The sequence below is a fragment of the Mediterraneibacter agrestimuris genome, from assembly GCF_943193195.1.
In the GTDB taxonomy this organism is placed as follows: domain Bacteria; phylum Bacillota; class Clostridia; order Lachnospirales; family Lachnospiraceae; genus Schaedlerella; species Schaedlerella agrestimuris.
The window spans coordinates 1-21,003 of the sequence record NZ_CALPDG010000049.1; the positions used below are offsets into that span (position 1 = coordinate 1).

At 38.6% G+C, this 21,003-nt stretch carries 18 protein-coding genes; 11 read left to right on the forward strand and 7 right to left on the reverse strand.

Features of this window, described 5'->3' with window-relative positions:
- Positions 1-142: 142 nt before the first annotated feature.
- From NFS18_RS16485 to aepY, 11 genes are all read left to right on the forward strand, one after another.
- Positions 143-868 (forward strand): metallophosphoesterase family protein, encoded by a 726-nt coding sequence (locus NFS18_RS16485; protein WP_277613680.1) that lies wholly within the window; start codon positions 143-145, stop codon positions 866-868.
- The gene (gene aepX, locus NFS18_RS16490) at positions 869-2,173 is read left to right on the forward strand and encodes a phosphoenolpyruvate mutase (protein ID WP_251392308.1); all 1,305 of its coding nucleotides are present in this window, start codon (positions 869-871) and stop codon (positions 2,171-2,173) included. It begins immediately after the preceding gene.
- Complete coding sequence (locus NFS18_RS16495; RefSeq protein ID WP_251392310.1) at positions 2,170-3,171, forward strand: NAD-dependent epimerase/dehydratase family protein; 1,002 nt, start codon at positions 2,170-2,172, stop codon at positions 3,169-3,171. Before aepX ends, NFS18_RS16495 begins: the two co-directional genes overlap by 4 nt.
- Positions 3,168-3,923: a DUF6564 domain-containing protein gene (locus tag NFS18_RS16500; RefSeq protein ID WP_251392312.1), complete on the forward strand. Its 756-nt coding sequence runs from the start codon at positions 3,168-3,170 to the stop codon at positions 3,921-3,923. The genes NFS18_RS16495 and NFS18_RS16500 overlap by 4 nt, the downstream gene beginning before the upstream one ends.
- Positions 3,908-5,374 (forward strand): CDP-glycerol glycerophosphotransferase family protein, encoded by a 1,467-nt coding sequence (locus NFS18_RS16505; protein WP_251392313.1) that lies wholly within the window; start codon positions 3,908-3,910, stop codon positions 5,372-5,374. Before NFS18_RS16500 ends, NFS18_RS16505 begins: the two co-directional genes overlap by 16 nt.
- A 1-nt stretch (position 5,375) precedes the next feature.
- On the forward strand, positions 5,376-6,851 hold the full coding sequence (locus tag NFS18_RS16510; RefSeq protein WP_251392314.1) for a LicD family protein: 1,476 nt from the start codon (positions 5,376-5,378) through the stop codon (positions 6,849-6,851).
- Between the two features lies 1 nt (position 6,852).
- Positions 6,853-7,710, forward strand: a complete 858-nt coding sequence (locus NFS18_RS16515; protein ID WP_251392315.1) for a LicD family protein — start codon at positions 6,853-6,855, stop codon at positions 7,708-7,710.
- A gap of 2 nt (positions 7,711-7,712) precedes the next feature.
- Complete coding sequence (gene tagD / locus NFS18_RS16520) at positions 7,713-8,105, forward strand: glycerol-3-phosphate cytidylyltransferase (protein ID WP_251392319.1); 393 nt, start codon at positions 7,713-7,715, stop codon at positions 8,103-8,105.
- A gap of 13 nt (positions 8,106-8,118) precedes the next feature.
- The gene (locus NFS18_RS16525) at positions 8,119-8,928 is read left to right on the forward strand and encodes a LicD family protein (RefSeq protein ID WP_251392321.1); all 810 of its coding nucleotides are present in this window, start codon (positions 8,119-8,121) and stop codon (positions 8,926-8,928) included.
- Between the two features lie 75 nt (positions 8,929-9,003).
- Positions 9,004-10,161, forward strand: coding sequence for a saccharopine dehydrogenase NADP-binding domain-containing protein (locus tag NFS18_RS16530; RefSeq protein ID WP_251392322.1), 1,158 nt, complete (start codon positions 9,004-9,006; stop codon positions 10,159-10,161).
- The gene (gene aepY / locus NFS18_RS16535; RefSeq protein ID WP_251392324.1) at positions 10,162-11,301 is read left to right on the forward strand and encodes a phosphonopyruvate decarboxylase; all 1,140 of its coding nucleotides are present in this window, start codon (positions 10,162-10,164) and stop codon (positions 11,299-11,301) included.
- Positions 11,302-11,484: 183 nt separating this feature from the next.
- On the opposite strand, the gene NFS18_RS16540 is transcribed toward aepY, so the two are convergent.
- The 7 genes from NFS18_RS16540 to NFS18_RS16570 form a co-directional block, all read right to left on the reverse strand.
- A complete protein-coding gene (locus NFS18_RS16540; RefSeq protein ID WP_251392326.1) occupies positions 11,485-12,609 on the reverse strand; it encodes an FkbM family methyltransferase in 1,125 nt (374 codons plus the stop codon).
- 63 nt (positions 12,610-12,672) lie between these two features.
- A complete protein-coding gene (locus NFS18_RS16545; RefSeq protein ID WP_251392328.1) occupies positions 12,673-13,386 on the reverse strand; it encodes an IspD/TarI family cytidylyltransferase in 714 nt (237 codons plus the stop codon).
- Positions 13,387-13,445: 59 nt separating this feature from the next.
- The gene (locus NFS18_RS16550; RefSeq protein WP_251392329.1) at positions 13,446-15,188 is read right to left on the reverse strand and encodes a thiamine pyrophosphate-binding protein; all 1,743 of its coding nucleotides are present in this window, start codon (positions 15,186-15,188) and stop codon (positions 13,446-13,448) included.
- 12 nt (positions 15,189-15,200) lie between these two features.
- The gene (locus NFS18_RS16555; RefSeq protein WP_251392331.1) at positions 15,201-15,695 is read right to left on the reverse strand and encodes an RpiB/LacA/LacB family sugar-phosphate isomerase; all 495 of its coding nucleotides are present in this window, start codon (positions 15,693-15,695) and stop codon (positions 15,201-15,203) included.
- Complete coding sequence (locus NFS18_RS16560) at positions 15,692-16,741, reverse strand: NAD-dependent epimerase/dehydratase family protein (RefSeq protein ID WP_251392333.1); 1,050 nt, start codon at positions 16,739-16,741, stop codon at positions 15,692-15,694. The genes NFS18_RS16555 and NFS18_RS16560 overlap by 4 nt, the downstream gene beginning before the upstream one ends.
- Positions 16,742-18,301, reverse strand: a complete 1,560-nt coding sequence (locus NFS18_RS16565) for a CDP-glycerol glycerophosphotransferase family protein (RefSeq protein ID WP_251392335.1) — start codon at positions 18,299-18,301, stop codon at positions 16,742-16,744.
- 4 nt (positions 18,302-18,305) lie between these two features.
- Positions 18,306-20,810, reverse strand: coding sequence for a hypothetical protein (locus NFS18_RS16570; protein WP_251392336.1), 2,505 nt, complete (start codon positions 20,808-20,810; stop codon positions 18,306-18,308).
- Positions 20,811-21,003 lie beyond the last annotated feature (193 nt).

The following is a 21,003-nucleotide window of genomic DNA, read 5'->3' on the forward strand; positions in this document are numbered from 1 at the left end:
GATTGAAGACATGTTGAAAAAAGGTCAGGCAAAAGAAGCTGCCGGAGTCATTGAGCAACTTTTACCGCTGCTTCCAGACGATCTGGAGCTGCTGCGGCAAAAACAGAGAGTATGGAAGGCATAGGATCACATGAAGGGACAGATGATTTTAATTTTATCGGATATACATGGGAACTTGGAGGCGCTGAAAGCAGTGCTGTACAAAGAGGATTTGACAAATGTATCCGGAATTATATTGCTGGGAGATTTGATCGATTATGGTCCGCATTCCAATGAAGTGATTCAACTGTTAATGGATGAACTGCCAGAAGAGAAAATACTGATAAATTTATGGGGGAATCATGAGAACGCCATTTTGACAGAAACGTTTACTGGCTTCTCTTCTCAAAGAGGAATTGAAAGTGCAAAATACACATCATCTATTCTGAACTGTAAATCCAGAGATTATCTGGAAAAATTGGAGCCATCCGGAATAAAACCATTTAGGCTGGGAGTAAAAAAATGCCTTGCAGTACATGGAAGTCTGGATAATACGCTCTGGACAAGTATTTTTCCGGAAAACATACACGGAAATTATAAAGAATACGATTACGTGTTTTCAGGGCACTCTCACTATCCCCATTGCTTTGACGTGTTTTACGAGAATGAAGATCCTGCATATAGAAATAAAAAGAGAGTCTTATTTTTAAATCCAGGATCAGTAGGGCAGCCAAGAGATCATAGTCCATATGCTTCGTATGCTTTAATGGATCTTAAAACGGAGGAGGTTCAATTAAAAAAAGTTCCTTACGATGTTAAAAAAACTATAAAACACTTTTCGGATCAGGTAGATGAATTTTACAAGACCCGGTTAAAGAGAGGAATATAGATGAAGAAAGTTTATTTATGCATATCAACAGATATTTTGCAGCCGGGGCATGTAAATGTAATTAAAAAGGCTGCGGAGCTTGGAGAAGTTACGGTGGGCGTACTTTGTGATGAATGTGTGGCGCTCTATGAAAAGTATCCGATCATTCCTTTGGTTGAGCGAATGAAGATTATCAGTGAAATCAAGGGAGTCGAACATGTGGTAGAACAAAAAAGCATTTATTACGATGATAATCTTCTAATGCTGCGTCCGGATTACGTGATTCACGGAGACAACTGGAATAAAGGATATCAGGCGGAAGTAAAGGCCTGTGCCGCCAAAGTACTGGAACAATGGGGCGGAAAAATTGTGGAGGTTCCTTATTACCATACGGAGAATATGGATTTATTTAATAAATCCATGAGAGATATCAGAGGGCTTCCAGAGGTGCGCCGTCAACGGCTGCGGCATGATATTCAGATGGGAAATATGATAAAAATCATGGCGGCTCATGATGGGCTTAGCGCTCTTCTGGTAGAAAAAACATCTGTTCGCAAAAATGGGAAAAGCAGAAAATTTGATGGTATCTGGGTTTCGAGTCTGTGTGATTCGACTGCAATGGGAAAGCCGGATATTGAGTTGGTGGACCTGACTTCCCGTATCCGGATAGTGGAAGAAATTATGGAAGTTACGACAAAGCCGATTATTTTTGACGGAGATACAGGGGGACAGATCGAACATTTTGCATATAATATACGCTCCCTGGAACGAGCAGGAGTGTCAGCCGTAATTATTGAGGATAAGATCGGATTAAAACGGAATTCACTGCTGGGGAATGATGTAGAACAGCATCAGGACAGTGTTGAATCGTTTTGCAAAAAAATCCAAGTGGGTAAAAAAGCGCTGAGCTCCAGTAATTTTATGCTGATAGCCAGGATAGAGAGCCTGATTCTGGATCAAGGTCTTCAGGACGCTCTGAAAAGGGCAAAGGCATATGTGGAAGCCGGCGCTGACGGAATCATGATTCATTCCAGGAAAAAGGAACCAGATGAGATATTTACTTTTTGTGACCAGTTCCGAATGGAAGATACAAATACGCCGATTGTAGTAGTTCCTACGACTTTCGATTCTGTTTACGAGGAGGAATTAAAACAGCATGGCGTAAATATGGTCATTTATGCAAACCAAATGTTACGGGCGGCATTTCCGGCAATGCAGAACGTAGCAAAACTAATTTTGGAAAATGAGAGATGTCTGGAAGCGGGAGAAAAATGTATGCCAATTAAGGATATCCTTTCCCTTATTCCGGTGGAGGGAGAAAGATGAGTACACTTTTTGTAATCAGCGGCGTTACTGGAATGACCGGTAATGAGCTGGCAAGAAAAATGATAAAACGCGGAGATCATGTGATTGGTTTTGACAATTTTTTCGCTTCTTCTCTGGACACGGTCAGGGATATTCTGGACAAGTCTGAATTTAAATTTTATGAAATGGATTTGAATTCAAAAAAAGAAATGATGGATATAAGAAACCAGGTTTTGGAAAAAAGCAGGTTTTACAAAAAGCTTGTTTATGTTAACTGCGCTGCTGTAGTGCATACAGAGCATTTCTATCATGTTTATCAAACCTATCAGACAAACGTAGAGGGAATGAAAAATTTTCTGGAGCAGGCAATAGAAGTGAACGCGGATGCATTTATCAACTGTTCTACTTCAGAAGTTTATTCTATGCAGTCCTGGAGCGAAAATGGAGTCAGAGAGGATGACTATATCTTGATGGCGACCGCGGAAAACAGCCAGCGAACCAGTTATGCCGCCGGAAAGCTGTTGACAGAATTTTTTATGAAGGATGCAGTGGATCAGGGGAAGATCAAAGGCTGTTCTATGCGTTTTGCTAATGTGTACAGCAAGAATGAGCGATATCCAAAGCACATCATCCCACATATTATGAATAGTCTGGCAAAGAACAGGCGGGTTGTTTTGTTGGAAAATTCCAGGAAAAACAGACGAACGTTTTTGCACAACAGCGATAGCTGCGATGCCGTACTTGCAGTCATTGATCATGAGTCCGCTCTGGATGGAACCGTATATAATGTAGCGACACAGGAGGAAGTGACGATTCTGGACCTGGTGAAGCGATGCGCAAAGGTTCTTCATATAGAACAGTATGATATTGTATTTGAAGGATACAGAGAGTCGGATCCTGAAAGAAGGATTCTTTCTACAGAAAAGCTGCAAAGAAGAACCGGCTGGGAACCAAAAATAACTTTGGAAGAAGGTCTGAAAATGTGTGCGGGTTCATATAAGAAAGGTATGGAAATATGAAATGTTTGGTTGTAACAGCAGCAGGAATTTCCAGCAGGTTTAACGAGGGTTATTCAAAAAAGCATTTGAAATGTATTTATTATGAAGAAAGACCAGAACATACGCTCATATATCATGTTTTAGATCAAAACAGAGAGTATGACCGTATTGTTATTGTAGGCGGATATGAATATTCAGCGTTTCAATGCTATGTACAAAATTATTTTGCGGATCTGACAGATAAAATTGTATTTTTGGAAAATCCGCATTACAGGGATTATGGGACAGCATATAGTCTGAAACTTGGATTAGAGACCTGCTTACAGCAAGAACACGTGGAAGAGATTTTCTTTACAGAGGGAGATCTGTATGTTGGAGAAGAGGATTATCGAAGATTAAAAGGAGTGCATCAGGACTGTTTTACTTTCAACTATGAACCGATTGTGTCAAAAAAAGCGGTTGTGGTCTATCGGACGGAGGCAGGATGGCATTATGCCTTTGATCCTGACCATTATGGGATTACAATGCCTGGAAATATTTTAGAAATATATAATTCTGCACAGATGTGGAAATTTTGCGATATAAAACGTCTGAAAAGCATTTTGGGGGAAATATCTGAAGAGGAATGGAAGGGTACGAATCTTTCTTTGATACAAAAATATTTTAGAAAAAAAGATGTACTTTCAGTAGGAATCAATCAATGGGTAAACTGTAACACCAGAGAGGATTATCAAACATGTGAATGGGGAAAGAATACATGCGGTATTTTATAAAAAAATGGATAAAAGAACAAATTCCAATATTACAAAAAAGTCTTCCATTATTGAAACAACTGACAGATCCGCAGACTTTGACAGAATTTCTGTCTCAGATGCAGAATATGACCATACAGATGGGCGGAACGATTGAAAAAGCAGACGGAACCGAGGAAATTATCACCTGCCTGGAGCAGTTTTGCGAACATTTGTATCTGATCTACAGGGCCGTGGAAGAAGGAGAAGGTATTCAAAAACCATTGTATGATGCCAGTCAGGAGTTAAGAAAAATCCTGATATTGGCTGATCAATGCCAAACAGAATATAAAATAGTATTTTTGCCATATAAGGCGTCTATGTGGGACTCTATGGAAAGTGTTTATCTGGCAGCCAAAGACAGAGATGATGTTATTTGTCAGATTGTACCGATTCCATATTTTAATAAAGACGAAAATAACACAAAAATAGAGAAAGTCTATGAGGGCGATTATCTGAAGAGAGAATATGATATTCTCGATTACAGAGAGTATCATATTGAAGAAGAACAGCCAGATATCATTTTTATTCATAACCCATATGATAATTGGAACAAGGTCACAGAGATAGACACAGCTTATTTTTCTGCCAATTTAAAGAAAACTGGAGCAGTTTTAGTTTATTTGCCGTACTTTTTATCTGGATATTGTAAAAAATTGGAAAATATGGCAGGCTGCAGAACACCTGGATCTATTAATGCAGATTATATTATCGTACAAAATGAAAATCAAAAAAAAGCATTTCAATTTTGGGAAATTGAAGAAAAAAAATTATTGCCGCTGGGAAGTCCGAAAATTGATTATGTACAAAAGTTAATGAAACAAGAGAAAGGCTGTCTGGAAAATTGGAACGAGCGCTTGCAGGGAAGAGTAGTATTTCTTTTAAATTCCGGCATTCATACATTTTTAAATAACAAAAACTGGATAGACCAGATAGAGAAGATCATCCGGTCGGTTATAAGCAGACCAGAATGTGGTTTGATCTGGCGCCCACATCCGCTTCTGAGAAATACGATCATTTCCATGAAGCCAGAGGCTTTAAAAAGATTTGATGATTTGCACAGTCTGATAGAACATTCGGAAAATGCTGTACTGGACTTTGAAGAAGAGTACAAGCATGCGTTTTTATATTCAGATGCAATGATCAGTGATTATAGTTCACTAGTTCTGTTATATACCTATACTGGAAAACCGACCTATCTTCTAAAAGGAACCGCAGAAAACAGACAAAAGATTGTATTTTGTGATTATTTTTCCAATTATTTTAAAGAGGACGGACTTTGTATAGAAGATTATATAGAAAATGTCTGTCATGAGACTGACCCACAGAAAGATGAGAGAATGCACTATGCGCAGATGTCTGTCGCCAATGCCAATGGTACCTGCGGGAAAAAAATATTAGAGCAAATCATACAAAGAATGGAGAAGCAATGATATGCGTGAGATTCCAATTACGGAAGAAGAGCGAAAAATTATCAGACAGGTTCAGTTGGAACTTTTGTCAGCGGTGGATATGATATGCAATACATATCATATCCAATATAGCATTGGATATGGAACGTTACTGGGCGCGGTTCGTCATAAGGGGTATATTCCCTGGGATGATGATGCGGATATACTGATGATGCGGGAAGACTATGAGAAGTTTAAAGTTTGCTGCCAGAAATATTTGAAAGCTCCTTTATTTTTGCAGGATCATGAAACGGATGAAAAATATCTTTGGGGATATGCGAAGATGCGTAATCTGAACACAACATATATCAGGGTGGGACAAGAACATATTGCATGTAAAAGCGGTGTTTTTATTGATATTTTTCCTTTAGATGGAGTTCCGGGCTCCTTACCGTTACAGATAGCTCAGGATTTTTTATGCTTTGTTTTGCGGAAATGTCTTTGGGCGAAAGTAGGAAGCCGACAGGAACAGACAGCATTCAAAAGAGCAGGGTATACAGCTCTTTCTATAATACCAAAAGAAAAAATATATGGGATTTACGATAAGTTGGTAAGATTAAGCAATCAAAAAAAGAGGGAAAGAGTCCGCTGTCTATTATTCACAGCGCCGGGGAAACATTGGGGAAAGAGAAAAAAACCGTTTAAAGAACGTTACGGTTTTAAACGTGAATGGATAGAAGAACGTAGGCGGTTTGAATTTGAAAATCTCTGCCTTTGGGGAAGCCGGGACTATCAGGAATGCCTTACCTATTTATATGGAAATTATATGGTATCGCCGCCCAGAGAAAAACGACTGGCGCATGCTCCGGTCTCCCATTTGGATTTAAGTAAGGTATGGAATGATACAGCGTATTGGAATGCAGTATACAGCCAAAAGAAAGAAAACGGTGAGCCAAGCTTATTTGCTGTTGAAATGGAGCAGTATATGAAACCAGAAAGCACGGTGGTCGATCTCGGATGTGGATCAGGGCGGGACAGTCTGTTTTTTGCGGCGCGTAATCATAAAGTGTTGGCAGTGGATTTATCTTCGGAAGCGATTCGTATGATCAGCCAGATATCTCCTGAAATAACGGCGATGGAAGGGGATTTCGTAACGTTTTTAGGAAAACATGAAAACGCGTTTGATTATCTGTACAGCCGTTTTTCCTTACATGCCATTTCAGCGAATCGGGAGCAGGCCTTTATAAGACGCGCCTATAATTCCCTGAAAAGGGGAGGTCTCCTTTTTATTGAAGCGAGAAGTATCCAGGACGAACGCTTTGGCATAGGAGAAGAAATTGAAAAAAATACATTTCGTTATGAAGGCCATGCAAGGCGTTTTATTGACATCAACGAATTGGAAAAAACTTTGAAAGCAGAGGGTTTTCTCATTGAGAAAATTGTTCAGTCCAGAGGATTTGCTCCATATGGGAGCGAAGATCCATCTATAATCAGAGCAATATGCAGGAAAGAGGAATAAAATGTTTCAAGAAATAGAAATCAATCAGCAAGATCTAAAAAAAATGAAGAGGATAGAATTGGAAATGTTGGTTGAATTGGATAGGATATGCAGAAAACATGAAATTAAATACAATCTCTGCGCAGGAACTCTACTGGGAGCGGTGAGGCATAAAGGGTTCATTCCGTGGGACGATGATATTGATGTGAGAATGCTGCGCAGTGAATATAAAAGATTTTGTGAAGTATGTAAAACAGAACTGGATCACACGCGCTTTTTCTGGCAAACCCATGACACAGATCCGGGGTACCGCTGGGAATTTGGAAGGATGTTGAGAAAAGGAACGGAATACGTCAGGGTAGGACAAGAAACGTTAAAACAGAAAACGGGAGTGTTTATAGATGTTTTTCCTTCGGATGGTATCCCTACAAAGCTGATTTCTAAGAAAATATATTACAAGACTGCCTTTGTGTGCCGGAAGATATTGTGGTCACCGGTGGGAGCAAGGCTGTGTGAGAAGCGATGGCAGCGGATTGGATTTCGTCTGTTAAGCTTTCTGCCTGCAAAACTACCGTTTTTTCTATTTGATAGTCTGGCTTCCCGATATGATGAACGTGGTGCAGAAAGAGTATGCTGTATGGGACTAAAATCAGATAAAAATATTTTTAACGATGGAGAAAAAATACAAAAATTCGGGCTAAAACGAGAATGGCATACGGATTTAATAGAGTTGGAGTTTGAGGGGCATTTATTTTGGGCGCCTAAGGATTATGACGGATGGTTAGTGGAGGCTTTTGGATCTAGGTATATGGAGCTTCCGCCTGTTGAGAAGAGGAAAATACATCATACTGTATCTTCCTATAAGCTTTTGGAGGAATAACAATGAAACGAGTTATTACATATGGGACATTCGATCTGCTCCATTATGGGCATATCAATCTACTAGAAAAAGCCAAAAAGCAAGGTGATTATCTGATCGTAGCGCTATCTACGGATGAATTTAATCTTAAGGAAAAAAACAAAAGATGTTTTTTCCCTTTTGAAGAAAGAAAAAAATTATTAGAGGCTATCCGGTATGTAGATTTGGTAATTGAAGAAAGATCGTGGGAACAAAAGAGTCAGGATATAAAGGAATATCATATTGATACCTTTGTCATGGGGGATGACTGGGAAGGAAAATTTGATTTTTTAAAGGAATACTGCGAAGTACTTTATTTTCCGAGAACTCCAGAAATATCAACAACCTATATCAAAGAAAGATTAAGTAACAAATAAGGCGGGTGACGATATGGAACAGGTTATGGAGATGGATGCCGGGACGTTACGTAAAATGCAGATGATCGAGCTTGAATTGCTGGTAGAGATAGATCGAATCTGCAGGAAAAACCATATAAAATATAATCTTTGCGGAGGTACCCTGATTGGAGCAGTCCGGCATAAGGGGTTTATTCCCTGGGATGATGATGTCGATATCCGAATGCTGCGTTCAGAATATAAAAAATTTAAAGAAGCCTGCAAGCAGGAGTTGGATGACACCCGTTTTTTTCTGCAAGATTTTGAAAGTGATCCGAAATACCGTTGGGGATATGCGAAGCTTCTGAGAAAGGATACAGTATACATCCGTACCGGACAAACGCATTTGGGAATGAAAAACGGAGTGTTTTTGGATATTTTTATTTCTGACGGTATACCGAACCAAAAATGGATGAGAAACATACATGACAAATTGTGTTTTGCAATCAGAAAAACTCTTTGGTCTCCGGTGGGAGCTAAAGTGGTTCCAGAAAAGAAGCTTAGAGTATGGTATGCAGTGTTGGCACGGATTCCGCGCTGTGTGCCTGTTTTTGGAATAAAAATTTTGTCACATCTGGTCAGCGAAAAAAAAAGCAAGTACTTCAGGGCGCTTACTTTTCCGCAGAAGCGGGGTCTAAAAAAAGAATGGTTTACAGAGTTGACAGACTTGGAGTTTGAAGGGCATTATTTTCTTGCTCCTGCAGATTATGACGGGTGGCTGAGCCAAGAATACGGTGATTACATGAAACTGCCTCCAGAAGAAAAAAGAACCAGTCATAATACAGCATCATATTATAAGTTTTAAAACCCTCTTTTTATTGTTTCAATTTAAGAGCTATTTAAAAAGAAAGGAATGGTAAGAACTATGGAATGCTTGGAAATGAAATTAAATTGCCTGCGTGAGAAAACAGAAAAACCGGTAGTTATGATTTTGGGTCTTGGAAGTGTAGGGACTTATCTTTTGGATTATCTGCTTGGATCAGGAGAATGCTTTCAAGTTGTAGTGGTTGGCAGAACCCTGGAAAAAATGGAAATGGATGTAAACATTGTAAGAATCGGTGCATTAATACGCGGGAAAAACCGATCAGAAGTATTAATTGAAAACAATATAGATTTTAACAATATAGACCAGCTAGGACAGGTTATGAAAAAATATAAGCCTGATTTTATTATCAACACAAGCCGGGCATATTCTGGTTTGAAGTACGGAAGCATTTCCTGGAATGCCATCCGGGCTTATGGAATCTGGACGCCTTTGGCAATAAAATATATCAGAAATATTATGGAGGCATATAAACTGGCGGATATAAACGCGATAGTGATTAATACTTCTTATTCTGATGCGGTGATTCCATGGTTAAAATCAGCGGGAAAGTCATATCCTGATTTTGGAAGCGGAAACTTGAACCATTTAATTCCAAGGATTCAATTTGCAGCTGCTAAGAAAGAGGGAATAAAGGATTACTGGAACATAGAAGTTATGTTTGCAACCGCACATTTTCATGATGTGGTGATCAGCAAGGAAGGACATACAGAGGGCATTCCTCAGCTTCTGAGGATATTTTATCAGGGCAGAGAGCTTTTGCTGAACCAAGATGAACTGTTTATAGACTGTAAGATTCCGATGCCTACAGATGCAAAAAGGAATATGATGAATGCATCCAGCAATTTTGCCATAATCCAATCGATCTTAAAAGCAATACGGGAAAAGAATACAAAACGTTTATTTTCACCCGGAGCCTTTGGAGAAATTGGCGGCTATCCGGTAGTTGTTGACGGCGCAGAACAGAAGGCATATATTGACGAGTCCGTTTTTTCCATGGAAGAAATGAGAAAAGCAAACAGGAAATCTATTGCTCTGGACGGGGTAGAAGACGTAATAGACGGAATGCTGGTATATACGGATGCTTTATTAGAAAAAGTAGAAAACGCATTTCTTGTCAAATTACCAAAGTATGTTCCGTATGAAAAAATTGACGAAACAGCCGAAATGATTATTCAGACAATTATTATTCCGCAAACAAGATTAAAGGTATGAATGATGAAAGCAAAAAAATTTACAAAGTATATAAAAGATATCGGAATAGAATTATATGCTGGCGTTCCAGATTCAACATTGAAGATATTGTGTGATGATTTTAATAAAGAAAAAGAAATCAGGCATTATACAACTGCAGATGAAGGTGCAGCCGTTGCTTTGGCAATAGGGGAATATTTATCTTCAGGCAAGGCAGGATGCGTTTATATGCAAAACAGCGGGATCGGAAATATTGTCAATCCAATCACTTCATTGGCGCATTCAGATGTCTACGGCATTCCGATGCTGCTGCTTGTCGGATGGCGGGGAGAACCGGGAAAGAAGGACGAGCCGCAGCATAAGTTTATGGGAAAGATTACAGAAAGTCTTTTGCGGGAGCTGGAGATTGCATATTCTATACTGGATGCACAAACGACAGAAGAAGATTTAAAAAACATTCTTACTATGGCGAAAAAACATATAGATGATCACAGGCAATATGCATTAGTTATAAAAAAAGGTTTTTTAGAAAACGAAGATCAGATTACTTATAAAAATGCGTACTCCTTGAGCAGAGAGGAAGCAATCAGGATTATTTTGGAGTCTGCAGATGATCAAAGCTGTTTTGTAAGCACAACGGGAAAGATATCCAGAGAGGTTTACGAACAAAGCCAGAAAATATACGGCGGACATGAACGTATTTTTATGACGGTCGGCGGAATGGGATATGCTTCCATAATTGCTGCCGGAATTGCTGCCAATGTTCCCAATCAGCGGATTTATTGTCTTGACGGGGACGGAGCGTTGCTGATGCATATGGGAAATCTGGCATTTTTAGGGCAGATGTCTTTAAAAAATATGATCCACATATGTCTGAATAACGAAGCCCATGAATCTGTAGGAGGAATGCCGACAGGAGCCGGAAACTTTTCTTATGAGCAATTGGCTTTGGATTCCGGTTATTCCTATGCAGCAAGAGTGGATTCCTCTGAGGAACTAAAACAGGAATTAAGAAAAATTGTGAAAAAGCAAGAGAATGTATTTCTTGAGGTTCAGATAGCAATATCATCAAGAGAAGATTTAGGACGTCCTAAAGAAACTCCCGGAGAAAATAAAGAGCAGTTTATGGAAACAGTCAAAAGACTGCAGGATAAAGAGTGATTATGCGGAATATGATGTTTATAAATCAAGCCCCAGTAGTCTGGGGCTGATCTTCAAACTTTATAGGACATCACTTCATTGGTCGGGCACCTTGCAGCGTAGTGCAAGATACCGTGTGAACCAGTAACTAAATATTGCCAAAGCTGTTTTTCACTCTTTATCCTGCAGCTCCAGTACAAATATCTAACACCAACAATACATATCTGTATCCACATGAATCTTTTTATGGTGTCGGATTGCAATTTTATATTCCGGTACAAGTTTTTTTATTAATAACGGCAGACGATAATAATCCTCTCCATTATGATAAATGGAGATGGCAAGTTTCGGCTTATTTTTCTGTATGACATGTTTTGCTCCTAAGATTGCCTCATACTCACCGCCCTCAATATCCATCTTAATATAGGTTACTTTTTCGTCTTCTGGGATTAATGAATCTATTGTTTTTACATTTACTTTAACATAATTACCTTCACTGTGAATACTTTTCGCATAATTTTTACTCTCCATAAGATGACTCGCCGCCGGCTGATTTGATATTTTCATAAACGACATGACATCTTCATGATCAGATAATGCATAGGGCATAATTACAATCTCCGGCGCATATTTTTTATGCCGCATACAAGATGCCGTATTTTCCAATTCACACAATGAATCTTCCATACATTCAAATGAGTATATTCTTTTAAGAGTAGGTCCAAAGGTATGAATGAAAGATTTTAATGTATCTCCTTTATAAGCCCCGCAATCCAATATTACTTCATCCTTTGGCTTGTTTTCACTATATAAGAAAGGAATACGATATTCTCGTTCTCCTTTTACTATCAGGTCAGAAAAATCGCACGTTCCGAACAAAATGCGCCTTTTAATTACTTCATGGTAAATTTTTCTTGATTTATCATCATATAAAAGATCTGAAACTGTTTTTATATGATGACGGTTTTTATATAAAGTTTCTGATACTATTGGGAATATATCATGCATCATAAGTTTTTGTACCATAATTGTGAAATCTCCCATTTTTTGTATCTGTTCATATAATTTCACAATATCATCTTCCGCAGTAATAACCGCCAATGTATGTAGGGGATCCATATCTTTTAAGGTATCTGGTGCAACAATCGGTATTCCGTACAATTTATTGTTCGGGTTCTCACCATTATCTAAAATATATTTTACCTTATCAGTAAAGTCTCCGATCCGATTGAGAAAACGCATACAGTATTCGCCGCTTCCAAATAATACGACATCCATTGTCTCTGCCAGATTTTTAAAGTTTTCTATTGTCTGAGTAACATACTGCATTATTTTGCCTCCTGCAAATATTTATTTTTTGTTATAAGTATTAAACCAGAAATACGATCCTTATTATTTAAGCCAATCTGATCTTTTTACTGATAGAAGAGCTTTAAAAATATCAAAGTCCTCAATGGAAGTAAGCTTAATATTTTTATCTGAACCTGATGAAAAATAAACTTGTTCGCCCATCTCAATCATAAGAGTACAAGAAGCAACGGAATTGGTAATTCCGGCTTCAAGCGCCCTTCTATGAATATCGCATATCCTGCCAATTGGAAATCCTTGAGGAGTTTGTGCTCTCCGCAATAGATTCCGAGGATAACTTCCCGATGAAATTTTGCCATCTTCAGTCTGGAGAATCGCTTCATTACATGGGATAGATGCAATTGCCGAACCAAAAGTCTTTGTCTTTATAATACAGTCCGAAATAATTTCCGCAGAAACCAAGGGACGGATTGCATCATGAATCAAAACAGTATCATCCTCATTATAATGTTTTTCCAACTCAAATACCCCGTTTCGGATAGAATCTTGTCCGTTTTTTCCGCCTGTGACTACATATTGTAATTTTGTAATCTCGAATTGCTTGGCATAAGCCTTCAAGATTTTTTCCCATCCCTTAAGGCAGACCACTGCAATGGCATCAACCTCTGGGTGATGCTGAAATGCCTCCATTGTATAAATTAAAATAGGTTTTTCATTTACTGTAAGAAATTGCTTCGGTATATCCTGATGCATACGGCTCCCTTTGCCGCCGGCAATGATAAGTGCTACAACTGCCATATATAATCCTCCCTATGTATTTTGTAGATGTTACTTGTCATTTTGTAACCTATTACTTTCTATATACTGCTTTTCAAAAAGGGGAATCCGAGATCTCTGATCTGGTGCACTATTTCATCCTTAAGCTTTGGACCGGATGTCAGACAATCACACCCTCCATGTATATTAGGAAGAATCGGACAATCCTCATACTCTAATTCAAAAAGTACTGGGGCATCACTTGTCAATGCACTTTCATAATTAGCAATGTCTTCTATATTGTGCAGTTTGTGCGCCTGCATCCCATATGCTTCTGCAATTTTAACAAAATCACAAGAAAAATAATCACCCATCTTTTCATCAGTTGCGTAGTAGCGTTCATCTAAATATGCTTTTTGGAACAATAAAATATGTCCTAGTGCATGATTGTTTAATACAAATATTTTAATTGGCAGATTCTTTTTGCAGATTATATTGAGCTCCTGAATATTCATCTGCATGCCGCCGTCCCCGGTAATAACGCATGTTGGTCGTGAATTTCCAATTGTCGTGCCGAGTGCTGCCGGAAGAGAATATCCCATCGCTCCGAACCCGCCGGATACAAAAATCCTTGTGTGTTCTTTAATATCTGAAGATTGTGCGCCATAAATCATATTGTTGCCCACATCCAGTGTAATGTTAAAGCCGTCTGGAAGAATATCTGTTAGTTTACGTATTGCCTGATTACCAAATGTTATATCACTCTTTTCCAGCAATTTTTTCATAGTATTGCATTTATAAACCCATTCCGAATATCCATGAGCTAGTTTTTCCTTTTTCAATAACGTAATAAATCCTTGTATAAAACTTTCAAGATCAACGTGAAGCTGGATTTCATCCTTCTTTAGTCTGCGTTCAAATTCCTTTTCATCAATATCTACACGGAACAATTTTGCCCTGGGTGCAAACATGTCTAGGTTATATCCTATCTGTTTTGCGCACAGTCTTGTTCCCACTGTCAATACCATATCAGCAGCTGCCAATACAATTCCCGCCTCTCTTCGGGCTGTTCCTCCTAGATAACCGATTCGATACGGGCTATCCGATGGCAATAAATCAATTGCCGGAAGTGTTGTAATAACTGGAATTTTAAGGAGTTCCACAAGTTCTCGGAACTCTTCACGTAAACCGGCTTGACATATGCCTGCTCCGGCAATCATAACTGGTTTTTCAGCTTTCAATAATTCTGACAGACAATAAGGAAGTTCTTCTATATATCTAAGCTCATGTTTTGTAGTGATACGCATCGTTTTCCCACTTGTTATCTCATTCCGGCAGATATTAATAGGAAGTTCAATAAATACGGGTCCTTTTCGCCCGTCTTCTGCTGTAATCCACGCATCTTTAAGGCACTTTTCTATATCTGTATCAGTATCGATTTCGTAAGCAGCTTTTGTGATGGATGAGGCGATTACAGGCGCTGATATTTCTTGAAATCCCAGCTGTCTCATAGATAGCTGCCGCCGTTTATCTTTTGTGTTTACTTGTCCGGATATGCAAATAAGTGGTATAGAGTCAAACCATGCATTTGCTATGCCGGTCAGAAGATTTGTAAACCCTGGTCCGCTCGTCGACAGGACAACCCCCGGCTTTCCACTTGCCTGTGCATAACCACATGCCGCAAGAGAAGCCCCTTGTTCCGTGGCACATATATGATAATTAATTTCTTCCCGTCTGCGTCCCATGGAATCAAATAGGTATGCAATCATTCCACCTTGATATCCAAATACGTCCGTTACCCCATTAGCAATAAAAAAATCAATAAAAAAATCAGCAACTGTCATATGTTTTCCTCCTTAAACGGTACTCTTCCAGTCTTGGTTTAGAAGAGGTGACTGATGAATTGTTTTTCCGTTATCCAATGCTATAATTTGTTCCACTCGCTGGCGATGATGTCTTTGACCGGTAAAATCAGTCTCCAGAAATATCTTCATACGCCTTTCTACATCTTCATACTTCATATGATCTGCGCCAAAAGCGATTACATTAGCATCATTATGCTCACGCATTTTTCTCGTCACTTCATCATCATATCCAATACCGCACATAATTCCTTTTATTTTATTTGCGGCAATTGCAATTCCGGTTCCGGTTGCACAGATTAGAACACCATAGTCACACTCTCCAGATGCTACAAGTCTTCCAACATCTGCTGCAAATACCGGGCTGTCAGAAGGGACATACTCATGTGTTCCTACATCCCTTACTTCATAATTATTTCGTTCCAGATACTGTACCAGCTTCGTTTTATAATTGAATCCACACCGGTCACCGCCTACTGCTATTCTCATAAAGCGCCTCCTTTATTTAAGAATCTTTCTATATCGACCTCATATATTTCATCCAGGCTTTTAAACGGCTTCCAGCCGATACTTTCCAGTTTTTGATTATCCTGAACGAAAGAAAATACCGGAAGATATCCTGTTGTCTTTACATCCTGAATATCAAATCTAATCTTACATTCAGGACTGTATTTATGAAAAATATGTTCTGCAAGTTCCTTTAATGACATGAATGTTTCTGGATTTGTAGCATTATAGACTTCCCCGCAAGTTCCTTTCAAAAGTACTGTAAACACAGCCGTAACAGCATCCAACGAGTATAAAAAACATTTTTTTACAGTGCCGTCTGATTTTAATATCAAATCCTTCTTTTCTACTATGCAACGTAAGATTTCATTAAAAACCCGTTCCTCTTGATATGGCTGGAAAAGACCCTGAATAGATGCTGGTCTGATGATCACCGCATTTACGCCATATTCTTCACAATAGGCACGGCATAAAAATTCGCCTGCCTTTTTCCCAAGGGGATAACCGCTTCTGATACTCAGGCTATCAATGGCACCTGTATACTCCTCTTCAACAGGATATTCGGAATTCACTGTTCCATATACATCCATAGAAGATAAATACAAAAAACGGCAGCCTTTGTTGCTGCATGCCAGTTCTAAAAGTCTTTCTGTCCCATCCACAATAACCCGAAGAGTTTCTACCGGATGAGAGATAAAAAAAGATCTTGCGGTCGGTGCAGCGCCGTGGATAATATAGTCAACGGGAATCCCTCTCAATACATCTGCCTCAGTACCAAACATACAATATGTAATTGAATCGCCATCTTCTATGTATTCAGGAAGTTCTTCTGGCTTTCGTGTCGATGCGTAAATCTTAATATTTGCATCATGAAGTTCATTTTCCAACAGAAGCCACTTTATGATACCCGTTCCTGTCATACCGTTTGCACCGGTAATCAGAAATGTTTTATTCTTAAAGTGTTTAAAAAAATCATACTGCTTCAGATAGTCAGTAAACTCTCGTCTTTCTAATAAGGTTATTTTCATTTAAATCTCTCCTGGGCGTCCTAGCCCAACAAGTTCCAAAATTCGTTTACAGCTATTCCCGTCTTGATGCGAGTGCATTAACGGCAGCATCTTATGCCGTTTTTCCTCTGAGGGATCTATGCCGTTTGCTACGTCTCTAAAAAAAGATTCCATGTCTTCATAATTATAAAGCTCTTTTCCTGGAAGATAATCCTTTAGCGGGTCAAAAACAAATCCTCTGCTTTTTTTATATAGTTCTTCATCCTCTAAGACAAATGCCAGAGGTTTGTCTCTAAGTATATAATCCACCGCCACTGATGAAAAATCACTTATCAAAGCATCTGAGACTGCAAGCAGGTTGTTGATCTGATAACTTGTCTGCGAAATGTCTATATGGGTCAAAACTCTTATATTGGAAAGATCAAGCTTCGTAACAACCGAATTCTCCTGTACCGGATGTAGCTTTATAATCAGAAAAATATCCAGTTCCCTTAAAAGACTGTTCAATTCCTCAACTCTTGCCATAGTTGTCAATACAGGAAGTCCGGTTTCTGATTCTATTTCGTATTCGTTCAGGGATTGTAGTTCTTGTACTGTTACACGAAACGTAGGGAGCCAAAAAATATATTTTCCGGCTTTTGGAATACCAAGAATCTCATCAAGACCCTTTTCCGGCGGCATAAACAACAAATCTTCTTTTGCCAGTCCTGTATCGAATATTTTATTTATTGAGCATCCCAGATATTTCTCATGAAGCTTTAGGTAAAGAGGACCAGAAACAGTTGTATAGTCAAAGTACGCATCTAAAGCCGCACCATTTTTATTTTTCTTTGCTTTAAATCCGTTGCCATGCCAGAGATTAACCCGGATCTGCTCTTCTGTGCAAAACCGAGTCCAGTACATTGCATCTGTAAAGAAAAGATATTTTGCTGTACGCAGATGATAAAAGTAACGTATTTTCTGAATGAGATTGCCTGTCTTTGGCCATTCATAAGAAATTGCCTTTACATTATGAAATTTATTGATTTCAGGAAAATCATGTGGCTCATGCACCAGCCAGATCATCTGATAATCTTGGTTATAACCTTCCCTTATCATATATTCAAACAAAGCTTTTGCATTATCTGTGTAATCCCATCCGGGAATATAATGATAATTCCCGCTTCTGAAAATAATCTTCTTTTTGATTTTTAAGCGGCTGTATAACCAGTTAAAATGATAGATATGAAGTTCTTCCTTATGTGGAAAAAAATATGACCTTTCTGTGTCTTTCCAATAGCCGGAGGCTTCAAGCTGATCTGCAACATCCTTATAAAAAGAAGTTGTCAGCAGTACCACATGATTTGGAGTTGAAGGAATAATCTGCATGGTGTCTTCAATTATAATTTCACGGTTTGGTGTTGAAAAATAGGTTCCCCAAAGTTTTTTGTTATTATCAGCGATGCACGCAATATGATTTTCAAAACCGTCTATTTTATTGCAGAGGGAGCGAAGCTTTGCACCCGCCCCAAAACAATAAAATGTCTTTCCCTCTTTTATCCATTTCCTAATTTTGTTATTATTAAACGGATATACTTTCATTACTTTACAGCCTCCTCATAATATATTCATGAATCTTTTCTCCGGCAGTTCCGTCAAGATTAACCGCCGCATCAGAAAAAGCTTCTTTCTGCCGTTCCTTATCATGCAAGTTCTGCCGGACATATGAAATAAAACGCCGGACAGAATAATATCTTGTTTCATAAATACCCCATGGCAGGTTTTCACCTAATTTTGAAAACATTTTTCCGAATATCTGTAATTCCTCTTCCTCATTTAAACTTACTTTTGTCCATTTAAACGTGCCATCTGTGTAGAATTCGGATAATCCGTGTCTATTTGCATCCTGTACGACTATGCTTCCGTCTATCAGTTTTTTTACCATAAGAAAATGATTGGGGTGATTGAAGAACGCATTCTTTCGTTTCTCTACCGAGAATGGAAATGCATTTTCTAAAGGTGCAAGTGTTAAATTGTTTAATGTCAATTTTAAAATCATTGGACTCGTACGCGGAAAAATATAAGCATCGCCGTCTTTCTCCAAAATATCCCAAAAACATAGCTTTTCATCCATTTTCCATTCCTTTGGAAAATCCATAATGACAGATGCTTCTTCAGAGAAAGGATCCCAAACAAACAATTCACACCGATTCATACATCCTAAAACCAACTTTCCGGAAACATTTTCCAGACAACAGAACCCACTGAAAGCACCATGGATTTTATGAATGATATTTTTATTTGATTTGATATTATATTCTAATACATATGGCTTATTTGGGGCTGCAATATATATGCTTGCCCCGATCAGCCTAGATCCATTAGCTGTGGCTAAAACATTAGGAATACCTGTTATTTCTTTCAACTCATCTACTAACGATCCGTTATAGTACAACGTTTTTTTATCGCAATGTAATACTGCCATTTTTTCATACATACGGGGAATGAAATAAATCTTATTCTCGTATAAATAGCCTTTGCTGAATTTTTCTTTTTTTTCTGGGTTAGACAATGTAATTTTAGTAAATTCTTTGTCAGCAATATCAAATATGGCGATTTCCTTTGCATTACGCGGAACAAGATATAGCTTGTTATCATTTATTAAAATATCACTGTATAAATTGCTTCTATCTTTCTCATCTGGAATGATATAAATCTCTTGAATCACTCCATTTCTTGTAAGCTTAAGTAAACCATTCCGGCTTGCCATGGAAGCCCATATAATGTTCTGGTCTGCCGCATCCGCTATGCAGCAGTTGAACTTTATATTTTCTATGTCTTTCAGTTCATTTAAAATACCTTGTCTGATAAAAAAAAGCGGTTTTCCGAGTACCCCCGACATATGAGAAATAGAGGATGTATCTTCTCCTATATAGGCGTCTGAAAGACCTATAGCCAGTTCTACATTCCCGGTACGATCCAAAATACCATTTTGATATCTGTGAAATTTATCGATGGTTTCTAAGTACAGATTCCAAAGTTCTGGGCGCATAGACTGTATCGTAGCCTCTAGCAAGGGATGGGGACGCCAAAGTAATGTGACATTTTCTTCCTCCGCTATTTTCAAGATATATTGAATTTTTAGCAGACTTTTTTCATTATGTTTTAACAATCCCTCTATTCCTGTGTTGAGAAAAAGCACTGTATTCCTTAATTTAGGCTTCCACTCTTCAGGAATCATTTCATCTGTAATTACCTGATTAATAACTTTGTCAAATTTAGGAGAACCTAATGCTTTTACCTTGTAAGATATTTCCTGGGCATATAATATCTTTTGCCTCTCATTTTGTGCGATTATGTAATCTACATTAAAACATGCGGGCAGCCGCCGGTGCATTTTTCCAAGCGATCCTCCCGTTACGTTATAGGGAATATATACAAGTGTCCCTACGTATTTTTTCAGATTTCCTGAATAATATCTAGGATGTACGCTTGTTACACGGTTATAATTATCGTAAGGATTATGAATATATACTACATCTGGATTTTGATTTTCAATATCATAGGAGCGCCAATCTGTCATTTCAATATTATCTGGATATTCGGTTATTTCATAATGCAGCTGTCCCATACTCTGGTCCGGGTTCAAGTCATAATATGGTATTGGGACACAGTATACATCGCAATCTGCGTCTGCTTTTGCTGCAAGATATATACTTTCAAAACTATCCCACATAGATGCCTTATATGGTAGAAACACCACCTCCAGCCGATCCGGCACATCGGTACCGACCCAATACCGCACCTGTTTCACATGTCCCATCAATACCTTCAGTAATTCTTTCCGACGGCTGGGATTTCCGATATTCAGAGCCATTTGATACAGGCTCTCACAATAATCCTCCAATTCTTTGACACTGGCGGTTTCCTCGCCGCACAGTTCCTCTATCCTTGTTCCAAGTGCTACCGCTGCATCCTGACAGTCAGATAACAGCGTCACGACAGCTTCTTCATCTACCTGTGTCTTCAGAAAATATTTCTTCATGGCACGATTGGCTTCCGCCAATGTATCTGCCATGGACAGCAGTTGTTTTCTCACTGTTCGGCTCATACCGTCCCTCCTCGATAGCTTTCATTTATTCATTTCTGTTCGTTTTTCTTGGAACATATCCTAAACGGATATTTCCCGAAAAAGCTTCTGTCTCAACTTTAAAAGTTCCAGATCATCCGGTAACAGCTGTGTCAGTTGTGCCATGATCGTTGCAGCTTCTTGATACTGGCGATTGTCCAGCATAATATTGACA